This window comes from Neobacillus niacini (genome assembly GCF_030817695.1).
GTDB lineage: Bacteria > Bacillota > Bacilli > Bacillales > Cytobacillaceae > Neobacillus > Neobacillus niacini_F.
In genome coordinates this window covers 2,337,016-2,362,785 of the sequence record NZ_JAUSZQ010000002.1, presented here as the reverse complement: position 1 = coordinate 2,362,785, position 25,770 = coordinate 2,337,016, and the positions used below count along the sequence as shown (strand labels likewise).

General features: G+C 36.6%; 26 protein-coding genes and 2 pseudogenes. 17 read left to right on the top strand and 11 right to left on the bottom strand.

What is annotated here, in order from left to right:
* Window positions 1-17: 17 nt before the first annotated feature.
* Window positions 18-494, top strand: coding sequence for a hypothetical protein (locus tag QFZ28_RS12270; protein WP_307194885.1), 477 nt, complete (start codon window positions 18-20; stop codon window positions 492-494).
* Between the two features lie 56 nt (window positions 495-550).
* Here the strand turns inward: QFZ28_RS12270 and QFZ28_RS12265 are convergent, their stop codons facing one another.
* On the bottom strand, window positions 551-1,072 hold the full coding sequence (locus tag QFZ28_RS12265; RefSeq protein WP_307194884.1) for an HD domain-containing protein: 522 nt from the start codon (window positions 1,070-1,072) through the stop codon (window positions 551-553).
* Window positions 1,073-1,226: 154 nt separating this feature from the next.
* On the bottom strand, window positions 1,227-3,275 hold the full coding sequence (locus QFZ28_RS12260) for an LTA synthase family protein (protein ID WP_373428063.1): 2,049 nt from the start codon (window positions 3,273-3,275) through the stop codon (window positions 1,227-1,229).
* 458 nt (window positions 3,276-3,733) lie between these two features.
* Here QFZ28_RS12260 and QFZ28_RS12255 point away from each other — a divergent pair, with 458 nt between their 5' ends.
* Window positions 3,734-3,913 (top strand): H-type small acid-soluble spore protein, encoded by a 180-nt coding sequence (locus tag QFZ28_RS12255; protein WP_307194883.1) that lies wholly within the window; start codon window positions 3,734-3,736, stop codon window positions 3,911-3,913.
* Window positions 3,914-3,969: 56 nt separating this feature from the next.
* Here QFZ28_RS12255 and QFZ28_RS12250 read toward each other — a convergent pair whose 3' ends face one another.
* Both QFZ28_RS12250 and QFZ28_RS12245 read right to left on the bottom strand, forming a co-directional pair.
* Window positions 3,970-4,122 (bottom strand): hypothetical protein, encoded by a 153-nt coding sequence (locus QFZ28_RS12250; RefSeq protein WP_307194882.1) that lies wholly within the window; start codon window positions 4,120-4,122, stop codon window positions 3,970-3,972.
* Window positions 4,123-4,178: 56 nt separating this feature from the next.
* Window positions 4,179-5,339: an acyl-CoA dehydrogenase family protein gene (locus tag QFZ28_RS12245; protein WP_307194881.1), complete on the bottom strand. Its 1,161-nt coding sequence runs from the start codon at window positions 5,337-5,339 to the stop codon at window positions 4,179-4,181.
* A 272-nt stretch (window positions 5,340-5,611) separates the two neighbouring features.
* On the opposite strand from QFZ28_RS12245, the gene QFZ28_RS12240 reads away from it, so the two are divergent.
* Together QFZ28_RS12240 and QFZ28_RS12235 are read left to right on the top strand one after the other, a co-directional pair.
* A complete protein-coding gene (locus QFZ28_RS12240; RefSeq protein ID WP_307194880.1) occupies window positions 5,612-7,111 on the top strand; it encodes a nitrate/nitrite transporter in 1,500 nt (499 codons plus the stop codon).
* A 200-nt stretch (window positions 7,112-7,311) separates the two neighbouring features.
* Window positions 7,312-8,613, top strand: a complete 1,302-nt coding sequence (locus tag QFZ28_RS12235; protein ID WP_307194879.1) for a NarK family nitrate/nitrite MFS transporter — start codon at window positions 7,312-7,314, stop codon at window positions 8,611-8,613.
* Window positions 8,614-8,681: 68 nt separating this feature from the next.
* Here QFZ28_RS12235 and fdhF read toward each other — a convergent pair whose 3' ends face one another.
* From fdhF to QFZ28_RS12220, 3 genes and pseudogenes are all read right to left on the bottom strand, one after another.
* Window positions 8,682-10,553, bottom strand: a complete 1,872-nt coding sequence (fdhF, locus tag QFZ28_RS29745) for a formate dehydrogenase subunit alpha (RefSeq protein WP_373428130.1) — start codon at window positions 10,551-10,553, stop codon at window positions 8,682-8,684.
* A gap of 24 nt (window positions 10,554-10,577) precedes the next feature.
* Window positions 10,578-10,763, bottom strand: a pseudogene (locus tag QFZ28_RS29740) (hypothetical protein); the annotation flags it as partial.
* Between the two features lie 122 nt (window positions 10,764-10,885).
* Window positions 10,886-13,426: a PAS domain S-box protein gene (locus QFZ28_RS12220; protein WP_307194878.1), complete on the bottom strand. Its 2,541-nt coding sequence runs from the start codon at window positions 13,424-13,426 to the stop codon at window positions 10,886-10,888.
* Between the two features lie 304 nt (window positions 13,427-13,730).
* Here QFZ28_RS12220 and yhfH (QFZ28_RS12215) point away from each other — a divergent pair, with 304 nt between their 5' ends.
* From yhfH (QFZ28_RS12215) to QFZ28_RS12200, 4 genes are all read left to right on the top strand, one after another.
* Window positions 13,731-13,865: a protein YhfH gene (gene yhfH, locus QFZ28_RS12215; protein WP_082799471.1), complete on the top strand. Its 135-nt coding sequence runs from the start codon at window positions 13,731-13,733 to the stop codon at window positions 13,863-13,865.
* Between the two features lie 81 nt (window positions 13,866-13,946).
* Window positions 13,947-14,081 carry a protein YhfH gene (yhfH, locus tag QFZ28_RS12210; RefSeq protein ID WP_307194877.1) on the top strand — a complete coding sequence of 45 codons (135 nt, stop codon included), beginning with the start codon at window positions 13,947-13,949 and terminating at the stop codon, window positions 14,079-14,081.
* Between the two features lie 104 nt (window positions 14,082-14,185).
* Window positions 14,186-14,356, top strand: coding sequence for a hypothetical protein (locus tag QFZ28_RS12205; RefSeq protein WP_307194876.1), 171 nt, complete (start codon window positions 14,186-14,188; stop codon window positions 14,354-14,356).
* A 17-nt stretch (window positions 14,357-14,373) separates the two neighbouring features.
* Complete coding sequence (locus QFZ28_RS12200) at window positions 14,374-14,625, top strand: transcriptional regulator SplA domain-containing protein (protein WP_307194875.1); 252 nt, start codon at window positions 14,374-14,376, stop codon at window positions 14,623-14,625.
* Between the two features lie 44 nt (window positions 14,626-14,669).
* Here the strand turns inward: QFZ28_RS12200 and QFZ28_RS12195 are convergent, their stop codons facing one another.
* Window positions 14,670-14,855 carry a cold-inducible protein YdjO-related protein gene (locus tag QFZ28_RS12195; RefSeq protein ID WP_307197013.1) on the bottom strand — a complete coding sequence of 62 codons (186 nt, stop codon included), beginning with the start codon at window positions 14,853-14,855 and terminating at the stop codon, window positions 14,670-14,672.
* Window positions 14,856-14,954: 99 nt separating this feature from the next.
* Between QFZ28_RS12195 and QFZ28_RS12190 the strand changes: the two genes are divergently transcribed.
* Window positions 14,955-15,089 carry a hypothetical protein gene (locus QFZ28_RS12190; RefSeq protein ID WP_307197107.1) on the top strand — a complete coding sequence of 45 codons (135 nt, stop codon included), beginning with the start codon at window positions 14,955-14,957 and terminating at the stop codon, window positions 15,087-15,089.
* Window positions 15,090-15,215: 126 nt separating this feature from the next.
* On the opposite strand, the gene QFZ28_RS12185 is transcribed toward QFZ28_RS12190, so the two are convergent.
* Window positions 15,216-15,350, bottom strand: a complete 135-nt coding sequence (locus QFZ28_RS12185) for a hypothetical protein (protein WP_307194874.1) — start codon at window positions 15,348-15,350, stop codon at window positions 15,216-15,218.
* A 213-nt stretch (window positions 15,351-15,563) separates the two neighbouring features.
* Between QFZ28_RS12185 and QFZ28_RS12180 the strand changes: the two genes are divergently transcribed.
* Entirely contained in the window at window positions 15,564-17,186 is a 1,623-nt protein-coding gene (locus QFZ28_RS12180; protein WP_307194873.1) for an ABC-F family ATP-binding cassette domain-containing protein, read from the top strand.
* 38 nt (window positions 17,187-17,224) lie between these two features.
* Here the strand turns inward: QFZ28_RS12180 and QFZ28_RS12175 are convergent, their stop codons facing one another.
* Complete coding sequence (locus QFZ28_RS12175; RefSeq protein ID WP_307194872.1) at window positions 17,225-17,356, bottom strand: YuzL family protein; 132 nt, start codon at window positions 17,354-17,356, stop codon at window positions 17,225-17,227.
* A 99-nt stretch (window positions 17,357-17,455) separates the two neighbouring features.
* Between QFZ28_RS12175 and QFZ28_RS12170 the strand changes: the two genes are divergently transcribed.
* The 3 genes and pseudogenes from QFZ28_RS12170 (at window position 17,456) to modB (ending at window position 19,296) form a co-directional block, all read left to right on the top strand.
* Entirely contained in the window at window positions 17,456-17,698 is a 243-nt protein-coding gene (locus QFZ28_RS12170) for a YkuS family protein (protein ID WP_283861101.1), read from the top strand.
* A 143-nt stretch (window positions 17,699-17,841) separates the two neighbouring features.
* Window positions 17,842-18,625 (top strand): annotated as a pseudogene (gene modA, locus QFZ28_RS12165) (molybdate ABC transporter substrate-binding protein).
* A 5-nt stretch (window positions 18,626-18,630) separates the two neighbouring features.
* Entirely contained in the window at window positions 18,631-19,296 is a 666-nt protein-coding gene (gene modB, locus QFZ28_RS12160; RefSeq protein ID WP_307194871.1) for a molybdate ABC transporter permease subunit, read from the top strand.
* Window positions 19,297-19,327: 31 nt separating this feature from the next.
* Here the strand turns inward: modB and QFZ28_RS12155 are convergent, their stop codons facing one another.
* Window positions 19,328-20,473, bottom strand: coding sequence for a D-alanyl-D-alanine carboxypeptidase family protein (locus QFZ28_RS12155; RefSeq protein ID WP_307194870.1), 1,146 nt, complete (start codon window positions 20,471-20,473; stop codon window positions 19,328-19,330).
* Between the two features lie 239 nt (window positions 20,474-20,712).
* On the opposite strand from QFZ28_RS12155, the gene QFZ28_RS12150 reads away from it, so the two are divergent.
* From QFZ28_RS12150 to yidC, 4 genes are all read left to right on the top strand, one after another.
* Window positions 20,713-21,165 carry a cupredoxin domain-containing protein gene (locus QFZ28_RS12150; RefSeq protein WP_307194869.1) on the top strand — a complete coding sequence of 151 codons (453 nt, stop codon included), beginning with the start codon at window positions 20,713-20,715 and terminating at the stop codon, window positions 21,163-21,165.
* A gap of 327 nt (window positions 21,166-21,492) precedes the next feature.
* Window positions 21,493-23,718: a formate C-acetyltransferase gene (gene pflB, locus QFZ28_RS12145; protein WP_307194868.1), complete on the top strand. Its 2,226-nt coding sequence runs from the start codon at window positions 21,493-21,495 to the stop codon at window positions 23,716-23,718.
* A 62-nt stretch (window positions 23,719-23,780) separates the two neighbouring features.
* The gene (gene pflA, locus QFZ28_RS12140) at window positions 23,781-24,521 is read left to right on the top strand and encodes a pyruvate formate-lyase-activating protein (RefSeq protein WP_307194867.1); all 741 of its coding nucleotides are present in this window, start codon (window positions 23,781-23,783) and stop codon (window positions 24,519-24,521) included.
* A gap of 444 nt (window positions 24,522-24,965) precedes the next feature.
* Entirely contained in the window at window positions 24,966-25,751 is a 786-nt protein-coding gene (gene yidC, locus QFZ28_RS12135) for a membrane protein insertase YidC (RefSeq protein WP_307194866.1), read from the top strand.
* The last annotated feature ends 19 nt before the right edge of the window (window positions 25,752-25,770 follow it).

The window sequence follows — 25,770 nt, the reverse complement described above, 5'->3', positions numbered from 1 at the left end:
AAAAATTGGAGGCACCTATGCTTACTTTTAACGAAAAATTAGCAATCATTGAAGCATTCCCTGAATTAGAGCGAAAAGACGTCTCACTCAAACGTGTTAATTTCCAGCTGCCAAACAGCGCATCTGATAAGAAAAATGTGGTCTATCATCTTCATCCAAATGGAAATGGATTTGTTTATGCAGGAAACCTAGATTCTTATCAAACAGATGACAAAGGAATGGTTAATATCCGTGACTTTTCTGCGGAAGAATTAAGGAAATTGATTAAGGAGTCGATCGAATCCTTACTACCGGTAGAAAGGTCACTTACAGAAGAGGCGATTATTGGGAATCAGGTTGAAGAACGCTGGGTTGATGAGGAAAAAAATCACCTAATCGTAATCAATGAGAACGATACTTGGAATATTTACTTTGGGTTAAACCTTGAAGAAAGCTTCGATACCTATGGTGAAGCAGAAGAGTTTTTACAAGAGGAAGGATTCCGTCGAGTTTAGGTACATATTTTATTTCAAGCTGTGCTAAAAGCACAGCTTGTTTGATTTACTCTAAGCTAACTCATATTTTCAATTTCAGAATCAATCGACTCATCTAAACGGATAATGCTTTGTTTTGCACGATCGTAGTCAATGCTGCGATAATGGTGCATTCCACCCTCTTCTTCGTCTTTCTCATCTGCCCATTTTACAATTTGCTGCAGTGGTGTACGTACAATATCGTTTGATGGCAAAAATGAATCGGTATGAAACAGTATGGCTAGAGCAATAGTCTTTGCTTTTACTGGATTTTCACCAAGACGAATTAATAATTTGTGTGCTCTCTCTGCCCCTTTTATCGGGTGTATGTCATTTTGTTTATATAGATCATAATCCCATTTTCCATTTTTATACCACGTGTAATGCCCCATATCATGTAAAAGCCCCGCCTTTGCAGCTGTATCGACATCCAAATGATGTTCCTTTGCTAAATGAAAGGCATGATAGGCAACAGCAATTGCGTGGGCAATTCCAGATCGATTCAAGTATTTTTGTGCTATATGATGTTCAAATATGTCAATTAACCTTACATCCCTCATATCAATCTCCTCCACTCCATGCCGCATGCCATTTTTTTACTATTCATTATATTATAAACATAATCCTTAAGCTACATATTTATTCAACCAAATTAATAAAAAAAAGAAGCCCTCATCAGAAATGAAAGCCCCTCTTTATTTTTATATTTATTTATTATTCATTTGCAGTTTCGGTTGTTTTTATACTTTCTGTTTCAATCTCTGTTTCACCTGTAGCTTCCGTACTATCAGTACTTTCAGATTCAGTCGTACCTTCGGTGTCCTTACCCTCTTTTTTTGCTTTTGGAGCTAAATATTCAAAGTCGTTTGGATTTATAGGAGTATATCCCTCCGGTTGGTAAAAGCGTAAAAGGTCTTTATACACAATTTCATCAGATATTTGAAGCTCTGTAGCAGCTTTATCTGCAATTTCCTTGCATGCCTCAGTACCTTCAATTAATTCTCCAGTTACGTTACTGTAGCATTTACCTTTCACCTGAACAATTTCAGGTGATACAAAATCACCATTTCTAAATAAAGCCCAGTTCCTGTGGTCCGGAGATAGTAAATCAGATCCAAGTTCCATATAGTCTTTCGTATCAATTCCTAATAAGTGAAGGATTGTTGAACGAACGTCTGCCTGACCTCCATATTGCTGTTGAATTCCGCCTTTTACTCCAGGAACATGAATAAATAAAGGAACACGCTGTAAGCCCACATTTAAAGTTGGAGTAATTTCCTCAACACCAAGTACTTTTGCCATTGCCTCATTGTGGTTTTCTGAAATACCGTAATGGTCACCGTACATAACAATAACGGTATTATCGTATAAACCTGAAGCTTTTAGATCATTAAAGAACTGTTCAATGGCTTCATCCATATAGTGTGCTGCTTGGAAATACTGGTCAACCACTTTATCACCTGTATTGCCAGCAGGAAAATCAGTATCCTCTGGATCCATTTCAAACGGAAAATGGTTTGAAAGGGTTAAAAACTTTGTATAGAACGGCTGTGGTAAACTCTTAAGTAATGGCATTGATTCTGTAAAAAATGGCTTATCTTTTAAACCGTAATTCTTTGTATTTTCCTCAGTCATATTGTAATATTCAGCATCAAAAAATTGATCATATCCTAACGCCTTGTACATCACGTTTCGGTTCCAGAACGTTTTATAATTCCCATGGAACGAAGCGGAATAGTAACCATTACCTTTTAAGATGGCGGGCATAGCCTGATAGGTATTTTGTGCTTTATTAACAAATACAGCACCTTGAGCCATTGGGTATAATCCATTTTCCATCAAAAATTCTGCATCCGATGTCTTCCCTTGACCGGTTTGGTGGAAGAAGTTCTCAAAATAAAATGCTTCATTCTCGCGTACTAAAGAATTTAAGAAAGGAGTTACTTCCTGTCCATCTGGCATTTTATAATTGATTGCAAAGGTCTGAAGTGATTCCATCGCAATATAAAGAACATTCATTCCTTTGGCTTTACCGAAATACTCAGGATTAGGGCTTGAGAAATTTGCTTTCCGGTAGTTCTCAACATCCGTAATATCACTGCTGTCCGCAAGTGCACGCTGACCTGAAGATTTAATGTTTTGAATTACATCGTAGATGGTAAAGTTATAGGCACCTAAATATTTTACTAAGTAATTCCGATCGAATGAACGGCTTAAAAGCTGTGGACGATCCTTTTCAGCCAAACCAAGATTAAATAAGAATACAGTGACTGCAAACAATAGGACCACTTTAAATGACTTTTTATGTTCTACCGCAGCCTTCTTAAAAACCGTAACAGCAAGAATAATTAAAATAAAGAAATCCAAGAAGTATAGGAAATCAAATGGAGACATTAATGAAAGGGCACTATCTCCCAGCTGACCTGCATTTGTTTTCGTCGACATCAATACTGGAACCGTAATAAAATCGCTAAAGAATCTGTAATAAGCGATATTCGCGTACAATAAAAACGACAAAATAAAGTTCGTTAATATCAATACTAATTTCATACGCTTTTTAAAAAGTAATGCTAAACCAAAAAAGAATAGTGCCGAACTTAATGGATTAATAAATAAAAGGAACCTTTGCAGGTTATTATCAATTCCAAGGGTAAATTCAATTTGATAAGCTGCATATGTTTTTAGCCAGAATAAAAAAACAGCAATTGCAAAGAAAGCAATCGATCCATTATTTTTTATTTTTGGCAGTCTAAACTTTTTCATTTCTATTTCTCCTCTCACTTACCAAAACCTTCGGTAAACGAACCTCACTAACTATATCACATTTCTATTTAAATAAAAACAAAACCCTTACCACTAATACCCAATTTTTTTCGTCAATTTTCACTATAATTAGCCAGTAAATATATTGAAGAACGCTTGGTCAAATTCGCCTGAAAGCTTAAAATTTAATTCATTCAGCCTTGGGATGATTTAAACTTCTTTTATATAAGACGGTGAGAAGCTTAATAAGTTTCAATTTTTTTAGGGATCTTTTTCTAAGTAATCATAAACCGTAAATTTAGGGCATGCAATATGATTTTAGTCTTATCTTTTACAGAATATAATACAAGTTATCCTTTTAGAACTATTTATAATATAAGAAAGCGATTACAATCCAAATGAATTAAATCCCACATAAAGGTAAAAATAAAATGACAAATGAAAAGAGGAGTGAAAGAATGAATGTTAATCGTGTAAAGCAAATACTATCGTCTTCTGCAGATATTGAAGTCAAATATAATGGAGCTTCCGTATGGATTGATCAGTTAAATGAGGATGGAAGAACCGCAACCGTTCACCTAAGAGGACCGCTTGAAGAACGAACGATCGTTGAAATTGGAGAACTTATCGAAGAATAAAAATACCTCCACCTTTTGTAAAGGTGGGGTATTTTTATTGTCAGGTCCTATTCTGCCTATATCATGTCTTCGTTTTCCTTATCTACGTCTTTTGGCTGAGGTTTAATTTGTTGGTCAAAACCTTTACTAAGAACCTCTCTTGTATTTGTGCCTAAGTCTAATTTGGTATTAGACTTAGGAAGCTGACTTAACTCTTTACCTCTTGGCATTGTCTTCACCCCTTATAATTAAAATGTTCAAGGTGATGTCAATTTAATCAAAAAAATCACTTTGAATTATGTAAGTCTTTGATGGCGTAGTTTGCTAAGAGTTGAATGGTCATATCGTCCATCGGCGGGTTGTGAAGTCCCGCCCTTACGTCTCGATAGTACCGCTGCAGAGGATTTTTTAAGGATAAACTTCTTGCCCCAACTAATCTCATTGCTAAATCCACTACGGTGATAGCGTTATTTGTAACCGTTAATTTTACAGCTCCTAGGACGGGACCCATTGCTCCTCTGCCCTGCTCTTCAGATTCATCCCATTGCTTCGCAACAGCATGTAAGAAATATTCTGATTCCATCAATTTCCATTCCATCTCCCCTATTTTTTGTCGAACGTTCGGTAGATCAATAATTGTACCCTCGACACTATTAGGAGCATAGTTTGCCGCAAATTCTATCGCATATTTTTTAGCAGCTTTTGCAATTCCAAGATAACAAGCTGGAATATGTAGAAGCCATCCGCTTGCTTTCTTCCCTTCAATCCCAATCTGTTCCACAAAATATTCTTCAGGTACGGATACATTTTGCAAGATTAGATCATGACTTCCTGTTCCTCTTAAGGCAATACTATCCCATGTTTCCTCTATTACAATCCCCTTTGTGGACCGGGGGATAAGGAAGTTCCCCACCTGGTTTCTATCTGTCAAAGTGGCACTAACAATGAAATAATCTAAAACAGGTGCCATGGTGGTAAACGTTTTTCTACCAGTAATAATCCAATGATTTCCTTCTTTATGGGCGGTTGTTTCCGGTCTTCCACCACGGGTTGGACTTCCTGTTCTCGGCTCTGTTGCTGCACTATTGATTAAATATCCATTAATAACGTCCTCACATATTTTTTGAAAAATGTTTTCATTCCACGAGTTTTTTTCTGCGAGGTTTTTGATAATCCCCATATGCCAGCCAATGGATAGGGCCGTCGCTCCATCCCCCTCCGCAATTTTTTCTTGGAAACAGAGCATTTCATATAGAGAAATTTCATTTCCCCCATACCTCTTTGGAACAGTTAATGAGGTATACCCCGTATCTTTTAAATCTTGAATATTTTCAAATGGAAAACTCCCCTCGATATCAACCTGATGTGCTCTTGAGAAAAATCGTTTTGATAGAATGTTCATTAGCTCTAACTGCTCATCAAATGTTTTTTTCTTTTGAAATTTCATATAATCTCCTCCTAACCTTTTGGTTTATATGTAGTTAACCTTCCCTTTGTATGGTGATTTGAGTATGATAATACACCAATCAGGAGTTATTTACCATTTTTAATAGAATTAAAGCTATATTAATAGTTTAGTGTCATAATTCACAGTTAAATTCCAAAAATTGTTCTATAATACAATAAGAAAAATTTACGAACATGTAGATTACACAGAAAATTCGGTTGTACAGCTATTTACTGGAAATCATACACGTATTGAAATGAAGGGGGATTGGAATGTCTCAAGGTGCAAAACAATTATATCTTCAAACTACAAGCCTTGTTGCGGGTTTTATGGTCTGGGTGCTTATTTCATCACTTATGCCCTACATTCAAGCGGATATTAAGCTATCATCAACGCAAATATCCTTGGCCACGGCCGTACCTGTAATCCTTGGGTCTTTACTTAGAGTTCCAATTGGATATTGGACAAATCGGTTTGGTGCTAGAACGATATTTACGATTAGTTTTATTATATTATTACTGCCAATCGGTATTCTAAGTATTGCTAACTCACTATTCATGTTAATTTTGGGTGGTTTAATGCTTGGTGTTGGCGGAGCAGTTTTCTCTATCGGTGTTACCTCCCTGCCTAAATATTACCCAAAAGAAAAACATGGCTTTATTAATGGGATTTATGGTGCTGGGAATATCGGAACAGCACTTACTTCGTTTGCCTCACCCTTTCTAGCAAATGCATTTGGATGGAGAACGACCATTCAGATATTCCTTATTGTGGTCTTGATGTTTGCCATCTTGAATTTTCTTTTTGGTGATAAAAATGAGAAAAAGATTAACAATTCATTAACAGAGCAAATTAAAGAAGTTTATAAGAATGAAAAGCTTTGGTTTTTGAGTTTATTCTATTTCATCACATTTGGATCGTTTGTGGCTTTCACCATATATTTACCTACTTTCTTAGTAAATCATTTTGATTTAGAAAATGTGGATGCCGGCTTACGGACAGCAGGGTTTATTGCAATAGCAACCTTCTTTAGGCCCATTGGCGGTTGGCTCGGGGACAAACTAAATCCATTTTTTATATTAATGGGTGTTTTTACGGGACTTACTTTCGCAGGTTTTTTATTGGCCTTTACTCCCTCCCTGCCAATTTATTCATTTGGATGTTTATTCGTAGCTATTTGTGCAGGCCTTGGGAATGGTACTGTTTTTAAATTAGTCCCTTTATATTTCTCAAAACAAGCAGGAATTGTGAATGGTATTGTCTCAGCAATGGGTGGTCTTGGAGGTTTTTTCCCGCCAATCATTTTAAGCATTCTCTTTAATTGGACTGGACACTACGCAATTGGCTTCATGTCGCTATCAGAATTTTCATTAGCAAGTTCAATATTAGTTATCTGGCTTTACTATCGAGAAAATCAGGAAATATCTGCCAAAATTGTAAATCATGCCACCGATGGTATAACTGTTACAGATAAAAATGGAATCATTCAAAGTGTGAATCCTGCATTTACCAAAATCACAGGCTACACAATGGCTGAAGTGGTCGGTAAAACACCTAGTGTACTTCAATCAGGTGAGCACGATAATGCTTTTTATAAAAAGATGTGGGATAGTTTGATTAATGCAGGCTACTGGGAAGGGGTCATTTGGAACAAACGAAAAAATCAAGAAATCTATCAAGAATGGTTAACCATAACCGCCATTAAAGATGACAGCGGGGAAACAAAGAATTATGTTGCCATGTTTCATGAAGTTGATGATCAAAAGAAATAAGACCTTCTTCGGAGGTCTATTTTTTTCCAAAATGCTGAATAAAGCCGTAAATTATTACAACTTTTTGACTTTCACCCCAAGTTCACAGTTCCTTCACTATTTTTGTGACGTACGTCACTAAAATCATGTTAGCATGTGTTTTATAGTGAAAACACAAAGAACATCCACTTAAGAATTGTGGATTTAGGGGAGAGATAAAAATGGCACGAATTAATTATTGGAATCCTGAGGATGAAAAGTTTTGGAATGCAGAAGGAAAAAAACACGCTAAGCGTAATCTATGGATTTCTGTTCCATCTTTAATGCTTGCATTTATTGTTTGGCAGATATGGTCTGTGGTTGCAATAAGATTAAATGATATTGGATTTAATTTTACAGATGAACAATTATTTACATTGGCTGCGATCCCAGGCCTTGTTGGAGCAACACTTCGATTTGTTTATACTTTTGCAGTTGGTTCAATTGGCGGAAAAAACTGGACTGTCATTTCAACAGCCGTCTTAGCGATTCCTGCTATTGGTATTGGATTCGCGGTACAAAATCCTGATACACCATTTTCAATTATGTTATTGTTAGCGGCACTTTGTGGTCTTGGTGGAGGTAACTTCTCTTCTTCTTCAGCAAATATTAGCTTTTTCTTCCCGAAAAAAGAAAAAGGTACAGCTCTAGGAATTAACGGCGGTTTAGGAAACATGGGTGTTTCAGTTGTACAATTTGTTACACCTTTAATCGTTACAACTGGTGCATTTGCATTCGCCGGTAAAGGTCAGGTATTAGCTAATGGTCAACAAATATGGTTACAAAATGCAGCATTCATCTGGGTAATCCCGATTGTTATTATGACATTACTTGCCTACTTTAAAATGGATAACGTACCAGGTGCGAAACAATCAGTTGCAGATCAGTTTGTTATTGTTAAACGTAAACACACATGGATTATGACGGTTCTTTATATCGCTACATTTGGTTCTTTTATTGGCTATTCAGCGGCATTCCCGCTGCTGCTAAAATCACAGTTCCCTGAATATATCTCACTTGCTTTCCTTGGTGCTTTAGTTGCAGCTGCAGCAAGACCTGTTGGCGGCTGGCTGGCTGATAAGTTCGGTGGATCTAGGGTAACAGCTTATGTATTTGTGGTTATGGCCATTGGTGCATTAGGAGTTATTTACTTCTTAAACCTAAATGAGTTTGCTGGTTTCTTAGGTTCATTCCTTGTTTTATTCCTTGCTTCAGGTATTGGTTCTGGGTCTACGTTCCAAATGATTCCAACAATTTTCATACCTAAAGAAGCAGCGCCTGTTATTGGTTTCTCTGCAGCATTTGCAGCTTATGGTTCTTTCTTAATTCCTAAGTTATTCGGATGGAGTATTAATACAACAGGTTCATACGTAACAGCATTTTATTTCTTCATTGGTTTCTACGTCATTTCATTTGCACTTAACTATTTCTACTATCAAAGAAAAACAGCAACAGTTAAACAAATGGTCAAGCAAGCCGGGTAATCCCCGGCTTGTTTTTTTGCCTTTTGATGTAATTAAAAAGCACGGAAGATAAATTCCGCGCCTTCTTATTATATCCGAGAAATAGCTACTGCACATGCTTTATATTCTGCGGTGCCTGAAATCGGGTCATACTCGTTTAATGTTAGAACATTCGTTGGTGTTTCACTCCAGTGGAAGCTCATGAATACAAGTCCTGGAACGACTTGATCGGTAATTTTCGCCTTTACCTTCAGCTCTCCTCTTCTTGATCGAACTTCAACCACATCACCGTCAGTGATCCCAAGTGCCTGCGCATCGTCAGGATGAATATCAACGGTTTCTTCTGTTTGTTTCACTTTAACTCCTGCTGCATAATAGCGAGTCTGTGAATGTGTGTTATAGGACTCATAACGTCTTCCAGTTGTTAGTGTAAATGGATACTCTTGATCCGGAAGCTCCAAAGGAGGTGTGAAATCAACTGGAACAAATGGTGATTTCTTAGCACTAGACTGCTGATTGTGAAATCTCTCATGCATGACAAATGTCCCTGGATGGTCCTCCGTCGGACATGGATAATGGATACTGTATTCTTTCTCAAGTCTTTTATAGGAAATACCGCCATACATCTCCCAGGCAAGTTTTCTCACTTCATTCCAGATTTCTTCACTGCTTGAATAGTTCATTGGGTAACCCATAATAGTTGAAAGTTCACATAAAATAACCCAATCTTCTTTTACATTTCGCCCAGGCTCAACTGCTTTGCGGACTCTTTGGATTCTCCTATCCGTATTCGTGTAAGTTCCATCTACCTCTCCCCATGAACAAGCCGGAAGAACAACATCTGCCATTTTAGCAGTTTCTGTTAGGAAAATATCCTGAACGATTAGCAAGTCTAGCTTTTTCATTAACTCCTTCGTATGGTTCATATGAACATCCGCAAGCAATGGATTTTCTCCAATGATATAAAGCGCCTTTAATTCACCATTTTCGAGTCTGTCAAAGGTTCTCGTTTGTGTATCACCTACATTAGGATTTAGCGTGACATTCCATTCTTTCTCATAACGTTCACGGAACTCATCATTGACTAAACTCATCGCACCTGCCAATTGGTTTGGCAAACATCCCATATCACCTGCGCCTTGGACATTATTTTGTCCGCGTAACGGCATAATACCTGTCCCCTGCTTACCAATATTGCCTGTCAATAGTGCAAGATTCGCTATATCAAAGACATTATTAACACCACAATGATGTTCTGTAATTCCTAGTGTATAAGCGATCATCGAACCGCTTGCACTCGCATATTCCCTTGCTGTCGTTACAATATCTTCTGCATTCAAGCCAGTAATCGAAGCAGCATATTCAGGTGTGTACCGTTCAACATGTTTTTTTAATGACTCAAAATCGATGGTAAATTGCTTAATAAACTCTTCATTATATAAGTTTTCTTTAATAATCACTCGAAGGAAGGCATTAATCAATGCTATATCTGTACCGACATTGATTTGCAAATGACGATGAGCAAATTTAACCATGTCAATTTTTCTCGGATCAATAACAATTACCTTAAGGCCTTTTTTGATTGCCTTTTTTATTCGGTTCGCAATTATAGGATGTGCCTCTGTCGTGTTGGATCCCATTAGCAGCAATACTTCTGCTCTATCAAAATCCTCTAACGTATTCGTCGGGAAACCGCTTCCAAATACAGTTGCCAGACCGGCAACGCTAGGAGCGTGTCAAGTACGGTTACATCCGTCTATATTGTTACTGCCAATAACTGTTCTCATAAACTTTTGTGTAATGTAGTTAGACTCATTAGTTGTTCTCGCACAAGCAAACATCGAAATAGCATTTGATCCCCACGTATCTCTAATGCCAGACAATTTGTCTGCAATAAATTGGTACGCCTCATCCCATGTTGTTTCAACTAATTGCCCGGCTTTTCGGATGAGCGGATTCATTAGTCTATTGTTCGAATGTACATATTCATAGGCAAATGCACCCTTCACACAGGTTTGCCCTTTGTTTACAGGTGCCTCTTTGTCACCGCGAATTTTCATAATTCGGTTATCTTTTACTTCAAGTACTAAACCGCAGCCTGTGCCGCAATAACCGCAAATAGTTTTGACAAGATTTGCTTCTCCCAAAGTTTCCCCTCCTAAATTAAACATTAGTACTTATATAAACATATTAATCTATTCAAACTAAAAGTAGCTTAATTTTTTTAGTAAATAATTGTCTATTTTATGAATAATGGCAATAAAAAAACGGAAGAGAGTATCTTCCGTTTTCATCATGCTGGTTTTGCCGGCAGAAGGATATTAAAGGTTGTTCCTTTATTTGGTTGACTTTCAACGAACACTTTTCCATTATGGTTTTCAATTATTTTAAAACTAACCATTAATCCAAGCCCGTTCCCATTTTTCTTCGTTGTATAGAATGGTTCACCAAGCTGTTTTAGTTTTTCTTTTGGTATTCCGACGCCTGTGTCCCGAATGGAGATTTGAACATTGTTATTGTGAATCATTGTTTTAACTTGCAAATCGCCGCCATTTGGCATCGCTTCGATACCATTCTTAATAAAGTTTAAAAACACCTGTTTTAATCGGTTTTCATCACATTCAATTTGAATAATTTCATGAGGACATTCAAATGAAAGTTTCACATGCTTCTTTCTTGCTTCAAATTCAAGCAGTGATACCACGTTTTTAATCACTGGAACGACATTCTTTTCTTCTAATTCCACCATCTTCGGCTTTGCCAATACCATGAAGTCTTCCACAATCGTATTGACCCGTTCGATTTCATCGAGAATAATGTTCATAAATTCTAAGCGTTCAGGGTCCTTTTCATCTAATGTTAGGAATTCTGCATATCCTTTCATTGATGTAAGTGGATTGCGAATTTCATGTGCCACTCCTGCTGCTAATTGGCCGACAGCAGCCAGCTTATCCTGGCGGTGGAGAACTTCTTCTGTTTTCTTACGTTCCGTAATATCATTACGAATCGCTACATATTGATATGGCTTCCCATTTTCATTCAAGAAAGGAACTATCGTTGTATCCACCCAATAATATGTTCCATCCTTTGCTTTATTTCTTATTTCACCTTTCCAAACCTTTCCTTCTCCAATCGTTTTCCAAAGATCTTTAAAGAACAGCTTGGAATGATGACCAGAATTTAAAATGCTATGATCTTTTCCAATTATCTCCTCACGGCTGTATTTTGAGATTTCACAGAATTTATCATTTACGCTTGTAATGATTCCTCTGGCGTCTGTAAATGCTACAATCGTGGATTGGTCAAGCGCAAAGCGAATGTCTGTATTATCTTTTATTGATTCTTTTAAATGTTCTTCAGCTCTTTTTCGATCAGAAATATCGGTTCGAATTGCAACATATTGGTATGGCTTCCCATTTTCATTAAGAAAAGGAACTATCGTTGTATCCACCCAATAAAGTGTTCCATCTTTAGCGCGGTTGCATATTTCGCCTTTCCACACATCTCCCTGACCAATCGTCCGCCAGAGTTCTTTGAAAAATTCCTTTGAGTGGAAGCCAGAATTTAATATCCTGTGATCCTCTCCAAGTAATTCCTTACGACTATATTTTGAGATTTCACAGAACTTATCATTTACACTTGTAATGGTTCCCTTTTGGTCAGTTATCGCAACGATGGAAGATTGATCGAGCGCAAACGTGATATCTCGGGTCTCTTTAATAGATTCCAACAGTGCCTTTTCCGAATTCTTTCGATTGGTTATATCAGAACGAATCGCCACATACTGTACCGGCTTCCCTTTTTTGTCTAAGAATGGAACAATGGTGGTATCTACCCAATAAAACGAACCATCTTTCGCTTTATTTCTAATTTCTCCCCGCCATATCTTGCCGGATTGAATGGTTGACCACAATTCCTGAAAAAACTCTTTTGAATGATATCCTGAATTTAGCAGGCGATGGTTCTTTCCGATAATTTCTTCCTTACTATACTTAGAGATTTCTTCAAACCTATCATTTACGAATACTATCGTACCTTTTGGATCTGTGATTGCAACAATGGTCGAAGCATCTAAAGCCGCTTTGATATCCTTCAGGTTCGTATCGGATTCGGCAAGCTGCTTACTTATCAACGTACTAGAAGCAATTAACCCACTTATAATTAAAACTGTCACAAATAGTACCAAATATATTAAAAAAGTCTCTTCATTTATTGATTCATTTTCTTTAATGGATGAAATAATAGTTGAAGCTCTTTTTAAAAGAAAATGCCCTTCTGCAATTGCACCTGAAATAATCAGCGCGCTAATTGGTTTTAACCAGGTTTGACTTCCTTTTGAGTAGGTTTTTGAAGAAAAAAGCATCCATAAAGAAAATAAAAACGACCCAAATATCAATAATCCGGATAATATAAAGAGCGGAACATTGTATTTAATCGTCAGGTTCATAGTGTATATACTAATTATATGAATAGCAAAAACGGCTGTCGTTAAGAATAAACTACCAAAAAATAAATGAAACCTTCTAATTTCTTTCCCAAATAAAGGAATGAAAGCCATCCCTGAAAAGGCGATCCCTATAAAAATGGATAATATCGTCAGGGGTATTTGGTAACTAGAAAAGCGATTAATATCCGCGGCAATTAACCCTACGAAATTCATTACCCATATCCCAACCCCCATTGCTAAAGAGCCGCCAAGAAATAAAAGCCTTTTATTATTCTTTGAATTTTTAATTAAAGTAAACATATCTAAACCTGTATAAGAAGCCATGATCGTTAATCCGATGGCAATAACAATTAAAAATGGATGATATTCTGCCGATACTGTATCCATTTACAGTATCCCCCCTTTTGAATTATCTCTTTCTACTCTGATTGTAATGTAAACTAATACGGCAGGGAAGTGCTTTGTTCACAAAATTGTCGAATTTATATTATTTTAACCAAATATAATTGTTACTTCTTACATAATTTGGACCTCGTTTGCAAAAAATTAAAATACAGGATAAATGTATCATTTTTCAAAAAAATTAAATTATTTTCTAAAAAGGACTACACAAATTTATTTTTTTTGATTATACTGTACTACAACAGATGAAAAGTTAATAAACTGTATTAAAAAAGGAGGAGAGTTTTAAATGTTAATGAATCCAGTTGAATTTTTCCGTACTTTACCAAAGAAAGAGTGTCCAGAATGTGGGCAGCACATGGAGGAACAGGCAGAAAGCTACTTAATGGAATGTGACCGCTGTTTAGCAAAAAGAGAAGAATAATGAGAAAAAATTTTTTAAATGTACTGTACTACAACAAATAAAAAGATAATAAACTGTATTAAAAAAGAGGAGGTTTTACCAATGTTAATGAGTCCAGTTGAATTTTTCCGCACTTTACCGAAAAAGGAATGCCCACAATGTGGGCAGCACATGGAAGAACAAGCAGAAAGCTACTTAATGGAATGCGATCGCTGTTTAGCTAATAAGGACGAATAGAACACCTTATCACGCTCTCCAAACTGGGGAGTTTTTTTATTGAAAATTTAGGAAAGAATAAACCCAATACAGAAAGCAAAAGCTTAAAAAAGGAGGTGTTTGTAATGGACAAGGAAACTAGTTCATCCAAAAAGAAGCAAACATCCATACATGGAGGTATTTATCCTACTGAAAAATATGTTCCTGGTGAGTCGGTTGATCAACACAAGGAACTTGAGGATGCGAATGTCTTAATTACTGGTGATGAAATTCGCCAGCAAAATGAAAATTTATAATTAAGGATGTAATGGATATGGATATTGTTGATATCTCAAGCGCTAAGCCTGGTGACGAAGTGTTTGTAATCTATCGTAATCCACATGTACCAACTGTTGCTAATGTACGACCTGCGGAAATTGTGGCACACCCGAAGGATCCAAATGCACTTGCCTTATTCCTAAACGAAACTTTTCATGTCATTGAAGATGATGATGCTCTTTTTCCTACTTCTGAATCAGCACAAAAAGCATTCGAAGGTCATTTCTTTGATTTTGGAGATGAATAAAAGACTGTCATTTATTTTGACAGTCTTTTTGAATACTTTCTTCATTATATTTTCGGAAGCTCTCTTATTTCTGCAGTCATTTCGTTACCACACATTGGGCAAAGCAAGTCGTCCGTTACAAAATCTTTTCTCATCCATCCTATACAAGCATTATCCATACAAGAATAGACTTCAGTCTCAAGCATAATTACTTCAACTTCTTCATCCTTAGCCCTTTTACCATAAAAAATGGGAACCGCCTCCTTTTTTTATAGTATGTACCAAAAATGTCCTTTTCATTGCTAAAAAACAATTTTTACCATAAACAAAATAAGGAAGGAATAATCTAGATGAAAATGAATGAAAAAAAATTAACTGTAGTCGGAACAGATATTGAGGAAGTAAAGAGATTAAATAGCCAGTCAGGCTTAAGTTATAACCAAGTAAAACAGCTGCTTGCAGAACAATATGCAAATAAGAGGTAGCCTTCCGATTTGGAAGGAATTATTCTTTGGTAATCATCACTCAGTTCAATAATGATGGATGAAATTGAATAACAGAAAATAAAAAAAGCGGTTAGTCCTCGGGATTAATCGCTTTTTAATACCTATTTAATTCACGGATGAAGGAAACTTTTTTATTTGCTGTAGAGATAATAGGTAGTTGGACTTTGGTTTTGTTAAACTTGCTTTTATTCCGGCCTGTTTTAACTTATTAACAAGATCAGTAAGTTGCTTTTTCGACATACTTCTCACCTACTTTATTCCTTCAATACTTCTTTACCCAATTCTACAACAAAAATATGAATAAAGTGTGAAAACTAGGAAAAAAAATTAGAAAATTTTTCTGCAATATGTTTTATTTTTTTCTATTAAATACTCTCATTCAACAAAGAATTCGCTCTTAACCCATTTTAATGGTATAATTAGTAGATATTTTGCTGTTGGAGGATATTATAAATGATAACTGTTAGTAACGTAAGTTTAAGATATGGTGACAGAAAGTTATTCGAGGATGTAAACATTAAATTTACTCCTGGAAATTGCTATGGTTTAATTGGCGCAAACGGCGCTGGAAAATCAACATTTTTAAAAATATTATCTGGAGAAATCGAATCTCAAACCGGAACGGTTCAACTTGGTCCAAATGAACGGATGGCAGTATTAAAACAGAACCACTTTGAATACGAGGAACACGAAGTTTTAAAGACCGTTATTATGGGTCATGCAAGACTCTTTCAAGTAATGCAAGAAAAAGACGCCATTTACATGAAGGAAAACTTCACAGATGAAGATGGTATGAAAGCTGCTGAGCTTGAAGGTGAGTTTGCAGAATTAAATGGATGGGAAGCAGAGCCAGAAGCAGCGATTCTTCTAAAAGGTCTTGGTATCGGTGAAGACTTACATTATAAGAAAATGGCTGAATTAACGGGTTCAGAAAAAGTAAAGGTACTTCTTGCCCAAGCTCTTTTTGGCAGACCCGACGTTTTACTTCTCGATGAGCCGACGAACCACTTAGATATTAAGGCGATTCAATGGTTAGAAGAATTCCTAATTAACTTTGAAAATACAGTCATTGTCGTATCCCATGACCGTCATTTCCTAAATAAAGTGTGTACCCATATTGCAGATCTAGACTTTGGAAAGATTCAAATCTATGTAGGCAACTACGACTTCTGGTATGAATCAAGTCAACTAGCTACAAGAATGGCTTCCGATGCCAACAAAAAGAAAGAAGAGAAAATAAAGGAGCTACAAGCCTTTATAGCTCGTTTTAGCGCGAATGCCTCTAAGTCAAAGCAGGCAACTTCCCGCAAAAAGTTACTAGACAAAATTACATTAGACGACATTCGCCCTTCCTCCCGCCGCTATCCATTCGTTGGGTTTACACCAGAACGAGAAATCGGCAATGATTTGTTAAGGGTTGAAGGTTTAACAAAAACGATTGATGGTGTCAAAGTACTCGATAATATTAGCTTTTTCATGAATAAAGGTGACAAGATCGCTCTTGTTGGAACAAATGAAGTAGCCAAGACTACCCTTTTCAAAATATTAATGGGTGAAATGGAAGCTGACAGCGGTACCTTTAAATGGGGTATTACTACGTCTCAAGCCTATTTTCCTAAGGATAACTCAGAGTATTTTGAGAACAGCGATTTAAATCTGGTTGACTGGCTTCGTCAATTCTCTCCAAAAGATGAAAGTGAAAGCTTCTTACGAGGATTCTTAGGAAGAATGCTATTTTCTGGTGAAGAGGTACTTAAGAAAGCAAGTGTTCTTTCAGGAGGAGAAAAAGTTCGTTGTATGCTTTCAAAGATGATGCTTAACGGAGCTAACGTATTACTTCTTGATGAGCCTACAAACCATCTTGACTTGGAATCGATTACGGCATTAAATAATGGTTTAATAAACTTTAAAGGGTCACTTATTTTCTCTTCACATGACCATCAATTTATTCAAACCATCGCCAACCGTATCTTTGAATTAACTCCAAGTGGATTAGTTGATAAGCAAATGACTTATGATGAATATCTTGAAAATAGTGAAATTCAAAAACAAGTGGCAGAGATGTACAATAAGTAAAAGGTTAAAGCGGACACAACTCGTGCCCGCTTTTTTTATCAGTCTTTCTTTTGTTTTCTGCGTGATGAAGATGCTTCTCTTGCACCTGTTTCTGTTGTTGTGGTTCCTTGGCCTTCTACTTGTGGTGACGCTAAGCCAATAGTGGATGGATCCTTTTTACGTTTTCCCATTGTAACACCTCCTTTGTTAGTTTTTGAAGATTATCGTGACTTATACAGAATAATTCATTAGAACTTTGGCATGATAATCTACAGGAGGAGGTGTTTTGTATGGCAAGAATTGGAGTAGAAGAATCACTAACTGATGTTCTAGAAGCATTAAGGGAAAAAGGACATGATGTAGTACAACTAAGACAGGAATCTGATGCACAAAATTGTGATTGCTGCGTTGTAACTGGTTTAGATTCTAATGTAATGGGAATGCAGGATACCTTTACAAAGGGTTCGGTTATTGAAGCTAATGGGATGAGCGCAGAAGAAGTGTGCCAGCAAGTTGAAAGCAGACTTCAATAGGTTCAAAACAACATAGGACAACGATAGTTTATACTTAAAACTGCCACCCAGGCAGTTTTTTTCTTATTCAATACTTTTAGGAAAAACAATCATTCGTTATAATGATAGAAGAAACTTTGATAGATTTTGAAAGGAAGTATTGAATGAAGAACTCTATCCTTGTTGGTATGGCCATTTTTCTGTTAATCGCCCTATCGGCATGTTCCCCCAAAGAATCCCAACTGAGTGAAACTGTAGAATTAACCATTTCTGCTGCAGCCAGCCTTAATGAAGCACTAATCGAAATTAAAAAGAATTTTGAAAATGATAATCCTCAGATAAAACTTTTATATAATATTGGTGGCTCTGGTGCATTGAAACAGCAGATACTCCAGGGAGCACCGGTTGATCTTTTCCTCTCTGCAGCACATGACCCCTTTAATGAATTAACTCACGCAGGATTAATTGATAAACGAACTCAGGTGGATTTATTAGGAAACCAGCTAGTTTTGGTCACCAACAAAGAAAATCCTGCAAACATAACCGGATTTTCAGATCTGAAGCCTAACCAGATCAATAAAATCGCGATTGGTATACCAGAATCTGTTCCAGCCGGGAAATATGCTAAACAAACACTCGAAAGTCTAGGTCTCTGGAAACAACTAGAAACCAATCGTAATTCAAACCAAGGATGTCCGACAGGCTCTAACATATGTAGAAACAGGAGATGTGGATGCAGGAATTGTTTATATGACAGACGTCTATATATCTGATAAAGTAAAAGTTGTGTCAACTGCAGATGAACAAACGCATGAGTCTATTATCTACCCTGCAGGCATATTAGAATCGTCAGCAAATAAAAACGAGGCTGAATTATTTCTTTCTTACTTACAAGGGAATACAGCAAGAACTATTTTTGAAAAATATGGCTTTATAGTATTGGATTGATGCTTATGTTTACTAGCGATTTTTGGTACCCACTTAGATTCTCTCTTGAAGTAGCAGCTATATCAGTTATTATCGTGAGTTTTTTAGGCGTTTTTTTTGCGAGACTATTATACAATAAGAAATTCAAAGGAAAAATGCTCCTTGAAACCTTCCTTATGCTCCCTATTGTACTGCCGCCGACGGTAATAGGTTTTTTATTGATCTACTTTTTTGGAAGAAATAGTCCAATTGGTGCTTTTATCGAGAATTTTTTTCACCATACCATCATGTTTACTCCTTGGGCCGCAATTATCGCCTCGTCCACCGTTGCTTTTCCACTTATGTACCAAGCAGTAAAATTAGGCTTCCAATCTGTGGATAAGGATATCGAAGATGCTGCCAGTGTGGATGGCGGAAGCAAAATGAAGGTATTCTTATTCGTTTCCCTGCCATTGACACTTCCTTCGATTATCTCCGGTTTGATTATGAGCTTTGCCCGTGCGCTTGGTGAATTCGGGGCAACTTTAATGTTTGCTGGAAATATACCGGGAAAAACACAAACTGCGCCAACAGCGATATATGTTGCGATGGAATCTGGAAACATGAGTTTAGCTTGGTCATTCGTTTTATCAATGGTGATCATCTCTTTCCTGATGTTATTGTTTTCAAATATGATACAAAAAAAGCCATGAAGAGGGATTTCTCTTCGTGGCTTTTTGCGGCTTATTGTTTTTTCACAAGCCTTTTTCTAACTCTAATAAATAATCCGGCAAGTGCAAATACGATCATTCCGTAAAAGATATTAATACCATTTTGCTCACTAGAAAGCAGTTTTTCCCTTTTTACCACTTTACTTGGCTTCGGTTCTTTTTCTTCAAGTTGTATAGAATGTGAAACTTGACCATTGTTTACTACTTCTAGCATTCCTTGCTCTGTAATGATTTCTTCAGAATTATCGACGTGCTCGGTAATGAAAATATCATTTTTAGGGTAAAATTCTTTTTTATTTAGGGCAAATAACTCGTTTTGTTTAATAATACGGTGCGTAAAACTAGAAAAACCGTATTCAATCAGCTTCATTGTATCGTTATACGAAGCCTTGCTGCTGTCCGCTTTTAGAACAATTGCCGTCAGCATTATATTTTTATTCTCTGCTGTTGTTGCCAACGTATGCTTTGATTCATTTACAAAACCTGTTTTTCCACCTGTAATGCCATCTACAGGAATTTCACCTTTTAATAGGCGGTGATGAGTGAGCAATTTTGTTTCCCATGATTCACCACTCCACCCTAGCTCTTTTGTTCCAAAAATCTCTGTAAAAACGGGGTTCTTTTTTGCATAATTCGTTATTAATGCTAAATCTAATGCAGTTGTATAATGATTTTCATTATATAATCCATTGGGATTGGAAAAATGGGTATTACTCACACCAATTTTCTCCGTTAAGTACTTATTCATATTGTTAGCAAACTGTTCAACCGAACCATCTATATGTTCTGCAATTGCTACTGCAGCGTCATTCCCTGAGTTAATCATCATGCCTTGGATCAACTTTTTTAAAGGTACCCTTTCTCCTTCAACTAAATAGACTCTAGTTCCATCTTCCTTTACCGCCCTTGCACTTACTGTAACAATATCGTCTACATTTCCATTTTCGATTGCATAAATGGCTGTAGCAATTTTCGTTAAACTTGCAGGGTATAATCTTTCATTACCATTTTTGCTATATAAAATGGCACCTGTTTCTGAATCTGCCAGGACCGCTGCTTCACTCTTTATCTCTAGGGGCTGATTTTCTGCTGCGTATGCGTTAACTTGGATTGATAATATGAGCATCAAGATCATAAAAAATGAAACTATTTTTGACAATGTCCAACATCCTTACTTTTCATTTATCATCTGATTTTATCAAAATATCTTATGATGTAAATATCTATAGGCAAATTGTTATTCAATCGAAAAGAGTTTGGCGTTATTCTGAAATAATTGCAATTAAACTACAAGAAACGAAAGAAAACTAGCTATAGAAAAAATTTTAAAAAAAGAGACAAGTTCCCCTCCCTTTGCTGCATAAACATGGAATAGGACAAATTATTGGGGGGTTAATAATGAAGTTTTTAGTATTAAAAAAAGATACACTAGTATTTATTTTAGTAACAGCTTTCCTACTTGTTACCATTTCTGCTTGGTTTTTGCTAAAAGCAGGAGATACTACCGTGTTTAATCAAACTGTGAATGAAAATATTAGAGAAATTCATATGGTCACAGTAGAGTTTAACAGTAAAACGAAAGACGGAAAGGAAATTGAAGTATACCGCTGGGATCCAGGTACTATTCAACTAAACGCTGGAGAAAAAGTAAACTTATACATTAGTGGTGTTAACGGTGAAGAGCACCCATTCTATATTGAAGGTACCGATATCAAAGGTACAGTCAAAAAAGGTGAAGAAACAATGGTCCCTCTTCAAATTGATAAAGAGGGTACGTATCGTTTGATTTGTGAAGTACATGGAGACAGAGACCATAATGGCCCAATGATTGCAGACATCATCGTCGATTAAAAACAGGAGATTATTCTCCTGTTTTTTTCATTGCAATTAGCTGCCTGTTTCATAGGTTTCCACTATCAGTATATTGATATCATCGTGTTTTTCATATATAACAGATGATGTTTTTCTATTAATAATTATAGTACAGATTTATTATAATTCGATGCCCGTTCATAAAAAGTTCAAAAACAACCCCTAAAAAACCCTTAAAAACAAGACTTCACAATATGTTAACAATATCTGTGACTTCCCTCAAAAAAAATCTGTTACACTTTAGTTAAGAAATAACAGGAACACTGTTATATTAAATCTCACACAAACTTACGAGGTGAAATAATCATGGAACAATGGAAAGGTTTTACAAAAGGTACTTGGACAAAAGAAGTTAATGTTCGAGATTTTATACTAAAAAACTACATTCAATACGAGGGTGACGACAGCTTCTTAGCCGGTGCAACTGAAGCAACAAACAAACTTTGGGAACAAGTAATGGAACTAACAAAACAGGAACGTGAAAAAGGCGGGGTTCTAGACATGGATACTGAAACAGTATCCACGATTACTTCTCACACCCCTGGTTACCTTAATGAAGAACTTGAAAAAGTAGTTGGTGTTCAAACTGACAAGCCTTTTAATCGTTCTATGCAGCCTTTCGGTGGAATTCGGATGGCAAAAGCAGCATTAGAATCTTATGGATACGAACTAAACCCAGAAATCGAAAGATTCTTTACAGAGTTCCGTAAAACTCATAACCAAGGGGTTTTCGATGCTTATACTGATGAAATGATGCTAGCACGTAAAGCAGCGATTATTACAGGACTTCCTGATGCATATGGTCGCGGACGTATCATCGGTGACTACCGTCGGGTTGCATTATATGGTGTTGATTTCCTAATCAAGGCAAAACAACAGGATCAAAAAAATACAAGCAAGGTAATGACAGAAGACAATATGCGTCTTCGTGAAGAAATTGCAGAGCAAATTCGCGCTTTGAACGAATTAAAAGAAATGGCGAGCAGTCACGGATTTGATATTTCACAGCCGGCAACAACAGCACAAGAAGCATTCCAATGGTTATATTTTGGTTACTTAGCTGCTATTAAAGAGCAAAATGGAGCTGCAATGAGTCTTGGACGTGTATCTACTTTCTTAGATATCTATGTAGAAAGAGACCTCCAAAATGGCACTTTAACAGAAGTTGAAGCACAGGAATTAGTTGACCATTTTGTCATGAAGCTTCGCTTAGTAAAATTTGCTCGTACACCTGATTATAATGAATTATTCTCTGGTGACCCTACTTGGGTAACGGAGTCAATCGGCGGTATGGCTCAAGATGGACGTTCTCTTGTAACAAAGAACTCTTTCCGTTTCCTGCACACTTTAGATAATTTAGGTCCAGCTCCAGAACCAAACTTAACCGTTTTATGGTCCCCACAGCTGCCTGAAAACTTTAGAAAATATTGTGCAAAAATGTCAATTAAAACTAGCTCTATTCAATATGAAAATGACGATATTATGCGTCCTGAATATGGCGATGACTATGGAATTGCCTGCTGTGTATCCGCTATGGAGATTGGTAAACAAATGCAGTTCTTCGGTGCCCGCGCAAACCTTGCAAAAGCACTTCTCTACTCTATCAACGGTGGTGTGGATGAAAAATTAAAAATTCAAGTAGGACCACAATATCAGCCAATTACGTCAGAAGTATTGAATTATGAAGAAGTCATGCAGAAGTTTGATCAAATGATGGAATGGCTTGCAGGGCTTTATATCAACACCTTGAATGTTATTCACTATATGCATGATAAGTATAGCTATGAAAGAATTGAAATGGCCTTACACGACACTCAAATCTTACGTACAATGGCAACAGGTATTGCTGGATTGAGCGTTGTAGCCGACTCATTAAGTGCAATTAAATATGGTGAAGTTAGAGTGATTCGCGATGAAAACGGCCTTGCTGTTGATTTCGAAACAACCGGTGACTTCCCAAAATACGGAAATAATGATGATCGTGTTGACAGTATTGCGGTAGAAATCGTTGAAACATTTATGAAAAAGTTACGAAAACATCCAACCTACCGAAATTCTGTTCATACAATGTCAATTTTGACGATTACATCAAATGTCGTTTATGGTAAGAAGACTGGTAACACACCAGATGGACGCCGTGCTGGGGAACCATTTGCACCAGGTGCAAACCCAATGCATGGCCGTGATACAAAAGGTACACTTGCTTCCTTATCTTCTGTTGCGAAACTGCCATACAGCTCAGCAATGGATGGAATTTCAAATACTTTCTCTATCGTTCCTAAAGCATTAGGTAAAGAAGAGGAAAGCCAGGTACGTAACTTAGTATCAATTCTAGATGGATATACAATTAAAACTGGTCACCATCTAAATGTTAACGTATTTAATAAAGAAACATTAATGGACGCAATGGAACATCCAGAATTATATCCACAATTAACCATTCGTGTATCTGGATATGCGGTTAACTTTATCAAATTAACAAAAGAACAGCAGTTAGACGTTATTAACCGTACTTTCCACGAATCACTGTAAACTACACTGTGGAGTTCCTTGTTAAGAGGCTCCTGTTTTAAAAATAAAGGGGGATCATCATCATGAACGGAAATATTCATTCTATTGAAACATTAGGAACAGTCGACGGCCCAGGCATACGCTATGTTGTTTTTACACAAGGCTGCCTTTTACGCTGCCAGTTTTGCCATAACGCTGATACGTGGGAAATCGGCAGCGGCAAACAGATGACCGTTTCCGAAATCATGGATGATCTCATGTCCTACCTTCCCTTCATCCAATCATCAGGTGGAGGAATCACTGTCAGCGGAGGCGAACCACTTCTGCAAGTACCGTTCCTTACAGAATTGTTTAAGGAATGTAAAAAGAAAGGGATTCATACGACCATTGATTCTTCAGGCGGCTGTTTCGCACACTCAAAACTGTTTATTGAACAGCTTGAAGAGTTACTCCAATATACGGACTTGATTTTACTTGATTTGAAGCATATTAACCGCAAGAAACATATTCAGTTAACCGGTATGGCAAATAATCATATTCTCGAATTTGCCAATTTCTTATCTGACCGTAATGTACCTATTTGGGTGCGCCATGTCCTCGTCCCTACGGTATCAGATGATCCAGAAGATTTTCAAAAGCTTGGGGAATTTATTGGCACCCTGAAAAATGTACAAAAAGTTGAAATTCTTCCTTACCATAAGCTTGGTGTTTATAAATGGGAAGCACTTGGATTAGAATATCCATTACAACATGTAGAACCACCGACCGAAGAAAAAGTCCAATTTGCTTATGATTTAATCACCGCACACTGGGAAAAACAGTAATTGAAGTCGAATGCTGCTCTACGCTAGAGCAGCATTTTTTAACTTTTTGATTAAATTGATTCTTACACCCTTCTCCTTTATACTCAAATCATTAGCAAGAAAAAGCGAGGTGATTATTTTTGTACCAATTGCTCATTGATTTTACCGATGCAAACGCGTTAGAAGCACTTTATTTAAGTCTTTATTTTGGTGTTATAATAAAAATACTTTGGGCATGGAATGTGGAATTTTGTTTTATGGGCGACATAAGCCAAACTGCACATACAAAAATTAATCACCCATTGTTTTTTTATAAGAAAAATTGCTTTTTAAATGTAAATATCATTCTAATCCGAATTGTTAAATATATTCGTAGAAAAGAATGTTCCGAGGATGATAAAGAAGAACCTATTTCCTCCTTCCTATTTCAAATTAAAAACAATCTAAACCATCTTAGGAGGAAATATGAAAAACAAATCTTCTTTACCAACTTTACTATTAGTAGCGTTAACCACTATTTTACTTTCAGCATGTTCTGCAGCAGACGGAAAAGGCGATGGTTTTTTCCATACGTATTTTGTTGAACCTTTTATTGTATCCATCCATTTTATTGCAGAGCTTTTCAATGGTAACTATGGCTTATCTATTATTCTCGTTACCCTAATCATTAGACTCATATTAATGCCTTTTATGTTAAAGCAATATAAAAATCAGATGGACATGAAAGAGAAAATGGATGTCATGAAGCCTGACATGGAGGATATCCAAAAAAGATTAAAAGAAGAAAAGGATCCGAAAAAGAAGCAAGAACTTCAGCAGGAATTGATGGGGCTTTATCAAAAGCACGGTGTAAATCCATTAAACATGGGCTGCTTACCAATTCTGATTCAAATGCCAATCCTAACGGGTTTTTATTACGCCATTCGAGGTTCTGAAGAGATTGCCACCCACCGTTTTATGTGGTTTAGTCTTGGGCACCCTGATATCATCATTACCCTCATTGCAGGTGTGATTTATTATTTCCAATTTAAAGTTTCACAGTCTAGCATGCCTGTTGCTCAGCAACAGCAAATGAAATTCATGGGACTCCTGTCACCGCTCATGATTGTTATGTTTTCAATTAGTGCTCCAGCAGCTCTGCCGCTTTATTGGGCTGTTGGCGGTACATTTTTAATTCTGCAAACATGGTTAAGCAGAAAAGTTTATCAAAATGGAAAAAAGACAGAAATGACAGCAAGTACAAACCAATAAAATAGTAGACACTTCTAAA

What these genes read in the sequence shown, in the direction of transcription:
- pflB (WP_307194868.1), top strand. Translation starts at nt 21,493, where the DNA reads ATGGAACAATGGAAAGGTTTTACAAAAGGTACTTGGACAAAAGAAGTT.
- modB (WP_307194871.1), top strand. Translation starts at nt 18,631, where the DNA reads ATGTTTACTAGCGATTTTTGGTACCCACTTAGATTCTCTCTTGAAGTA.
- QFZ28_RS12180 (WP_307194873.1), top strand. Translation starts at nt 15,564, where the DNA reads ATGATAACTGTTAGTAACGTAAGTTTAAGATATGGTGACAGAAAGTTA.
- QFZ28_RS12265 (WP_307194884.1), bottom strand. Translation starts at nt 1,072, where the DNA reads ATGAGGGATGTAAGGTTAATTGACATATTTGAACATCATATAGCACAA.
- QFZ28_RS12245 (WP_307194881.1), bottom strand. Translation starts at nt 5,339, where the DNA reads ATGAAATTTCAAAAGAAAAAAACATTTGATGAGCAGTTAGAGCTAATG.
- QFZ28_RS12220 (WP_307194878.1), bottom strand. Translation starts at nt 13,426, where the DNA reads ATGGATACAGTATCGGCAGAATATCATCCATTTTTAATTGTTATTGCC.
- QFZ28_RS12240 (WP_307194880.1), top strand. Translation starts at nt 5,612, where the DNA reads ATGTCTCAAGGTGCAAAACAATTATATCTTCAAACTACAAGCCTTGTT.
- QFZ28_RS12175 (WP_307194872.1), bottom strand. Translation starts at nt 17,356, where the DNA reads ATGGGAAAACGTAAAAAGGATCCATCCACTATTGGCTTAGCGTCACCA.
- QFZ28_RS12250 (WP_307194882.1), bottom strand. Translation starts at nt 4,122, where the DNA reads ATGCCAAGAGGTAAAGAGTTAAGTCAGCTTCCTAAGTCTAATACCAAA.
- QFZ28_RS12200 (WP_307194875.1), top strand. Translation starts at nt 14,374, where the DNA reads ATGGATATTGTTGATATCTCAAGCGCTAAGCCTGGTGACGAAGTGTTT.
- QFZ28_RS12185 (WP_307194874.1), bottom strand. Translation starts at nt 15,350, where the DNA reads ATGTCGAAAAAGCAACTTACTGATCTTGTTAATAAGTTAAAACAGGCC.
- yidC (WP_307194866.1), top strand. Translation starts at nt 24,966, where the DNA reads ATGAAAAACAAATCTTCTTTACCAACTTTACTATTAGTAGCGTTAACC.
- yhfH (WP_082799471.1), top strand. Translation starts at nt 13,731, where the DNA reads ATGTTAATGAATCCAGTTGAATTTTTCCGTACTTTACCAAAGAAAGAG.
- QFZ28_RS12150 (WP_307194869.1), top strand. Translation starts at nt 20,713, where the DNA reads ATGAAGTTTTTAGTATTAAAAAAAGATACACTAGTATTTATTTTAGTA.
- QFZ28_RS12255 (WP_307194883.1), top strand. Translation starts at nt 3,734, where the DNA reads ATGAATGTTAATCGTGTAAAGCAAATACTATCGTCTTCTGCAGATATT.
- yhfH (WP_307194877.1), top strand. Translation starts at nt 13,947, where the DNA reads ATGTTAATGAGTCCAGTTGAATTTTTCCGCACTTTACCGAAAAAGGAA.
- QFZ28_RS12270 (WP_307194885.1), top strand. Translation starts at nt 18, where the DNA reads ATGCTTACTTTTAACGAAAAATTAGCAATCATTGAAGCATTCCCTGAA.
- QFZ28_RS12170 (WP_283861101.1), top strand. Translation starts at nt 17,456, where the DNA reads ATGGCAAGAATTGGAGTAGAAGAATCACTAACTGATGTTCTAGAAGCA.
- QFZ28_RS12235 (WP_307194879.1), top strand. Translation starts at nt 7,312, where the DNA reads ATGGCACGAATTAATTATTGGAATCCTGAGGATGAAAAGTTTTGGAAT.
- QFZ28_RS12205 (WP_307194876.1), top strand. Translation starts at nt 14,186, where the DNA reads ATGGACAAGGAAACTAGTTCATCCAAAAAGAAGCAAACATCCATACAT.
- pflA (WP_307194867.1), top strand. Translation starts at nt 23,781, where the DNA reads ATGAACGGAAATATTCATTCTATTGAAACATTAGGAACAGTCGACGGC.
- QFZ28_RS12260 (WP_373428063.1), bottom strand. Translation starts at nt 3,275, where the DNA reads ATGAAAAAGTTTAGACTGCCAAAAATAAAAAATAATGGATCGATTGCT.
- QFZ28_RS12190 (WP_307197107.1), top strand. Translation starts at nt 14,955, where the DNA reads ATGAAAATGAATGAAAAAAAATTAACTGTAGTCGGAACAGATATTGAG.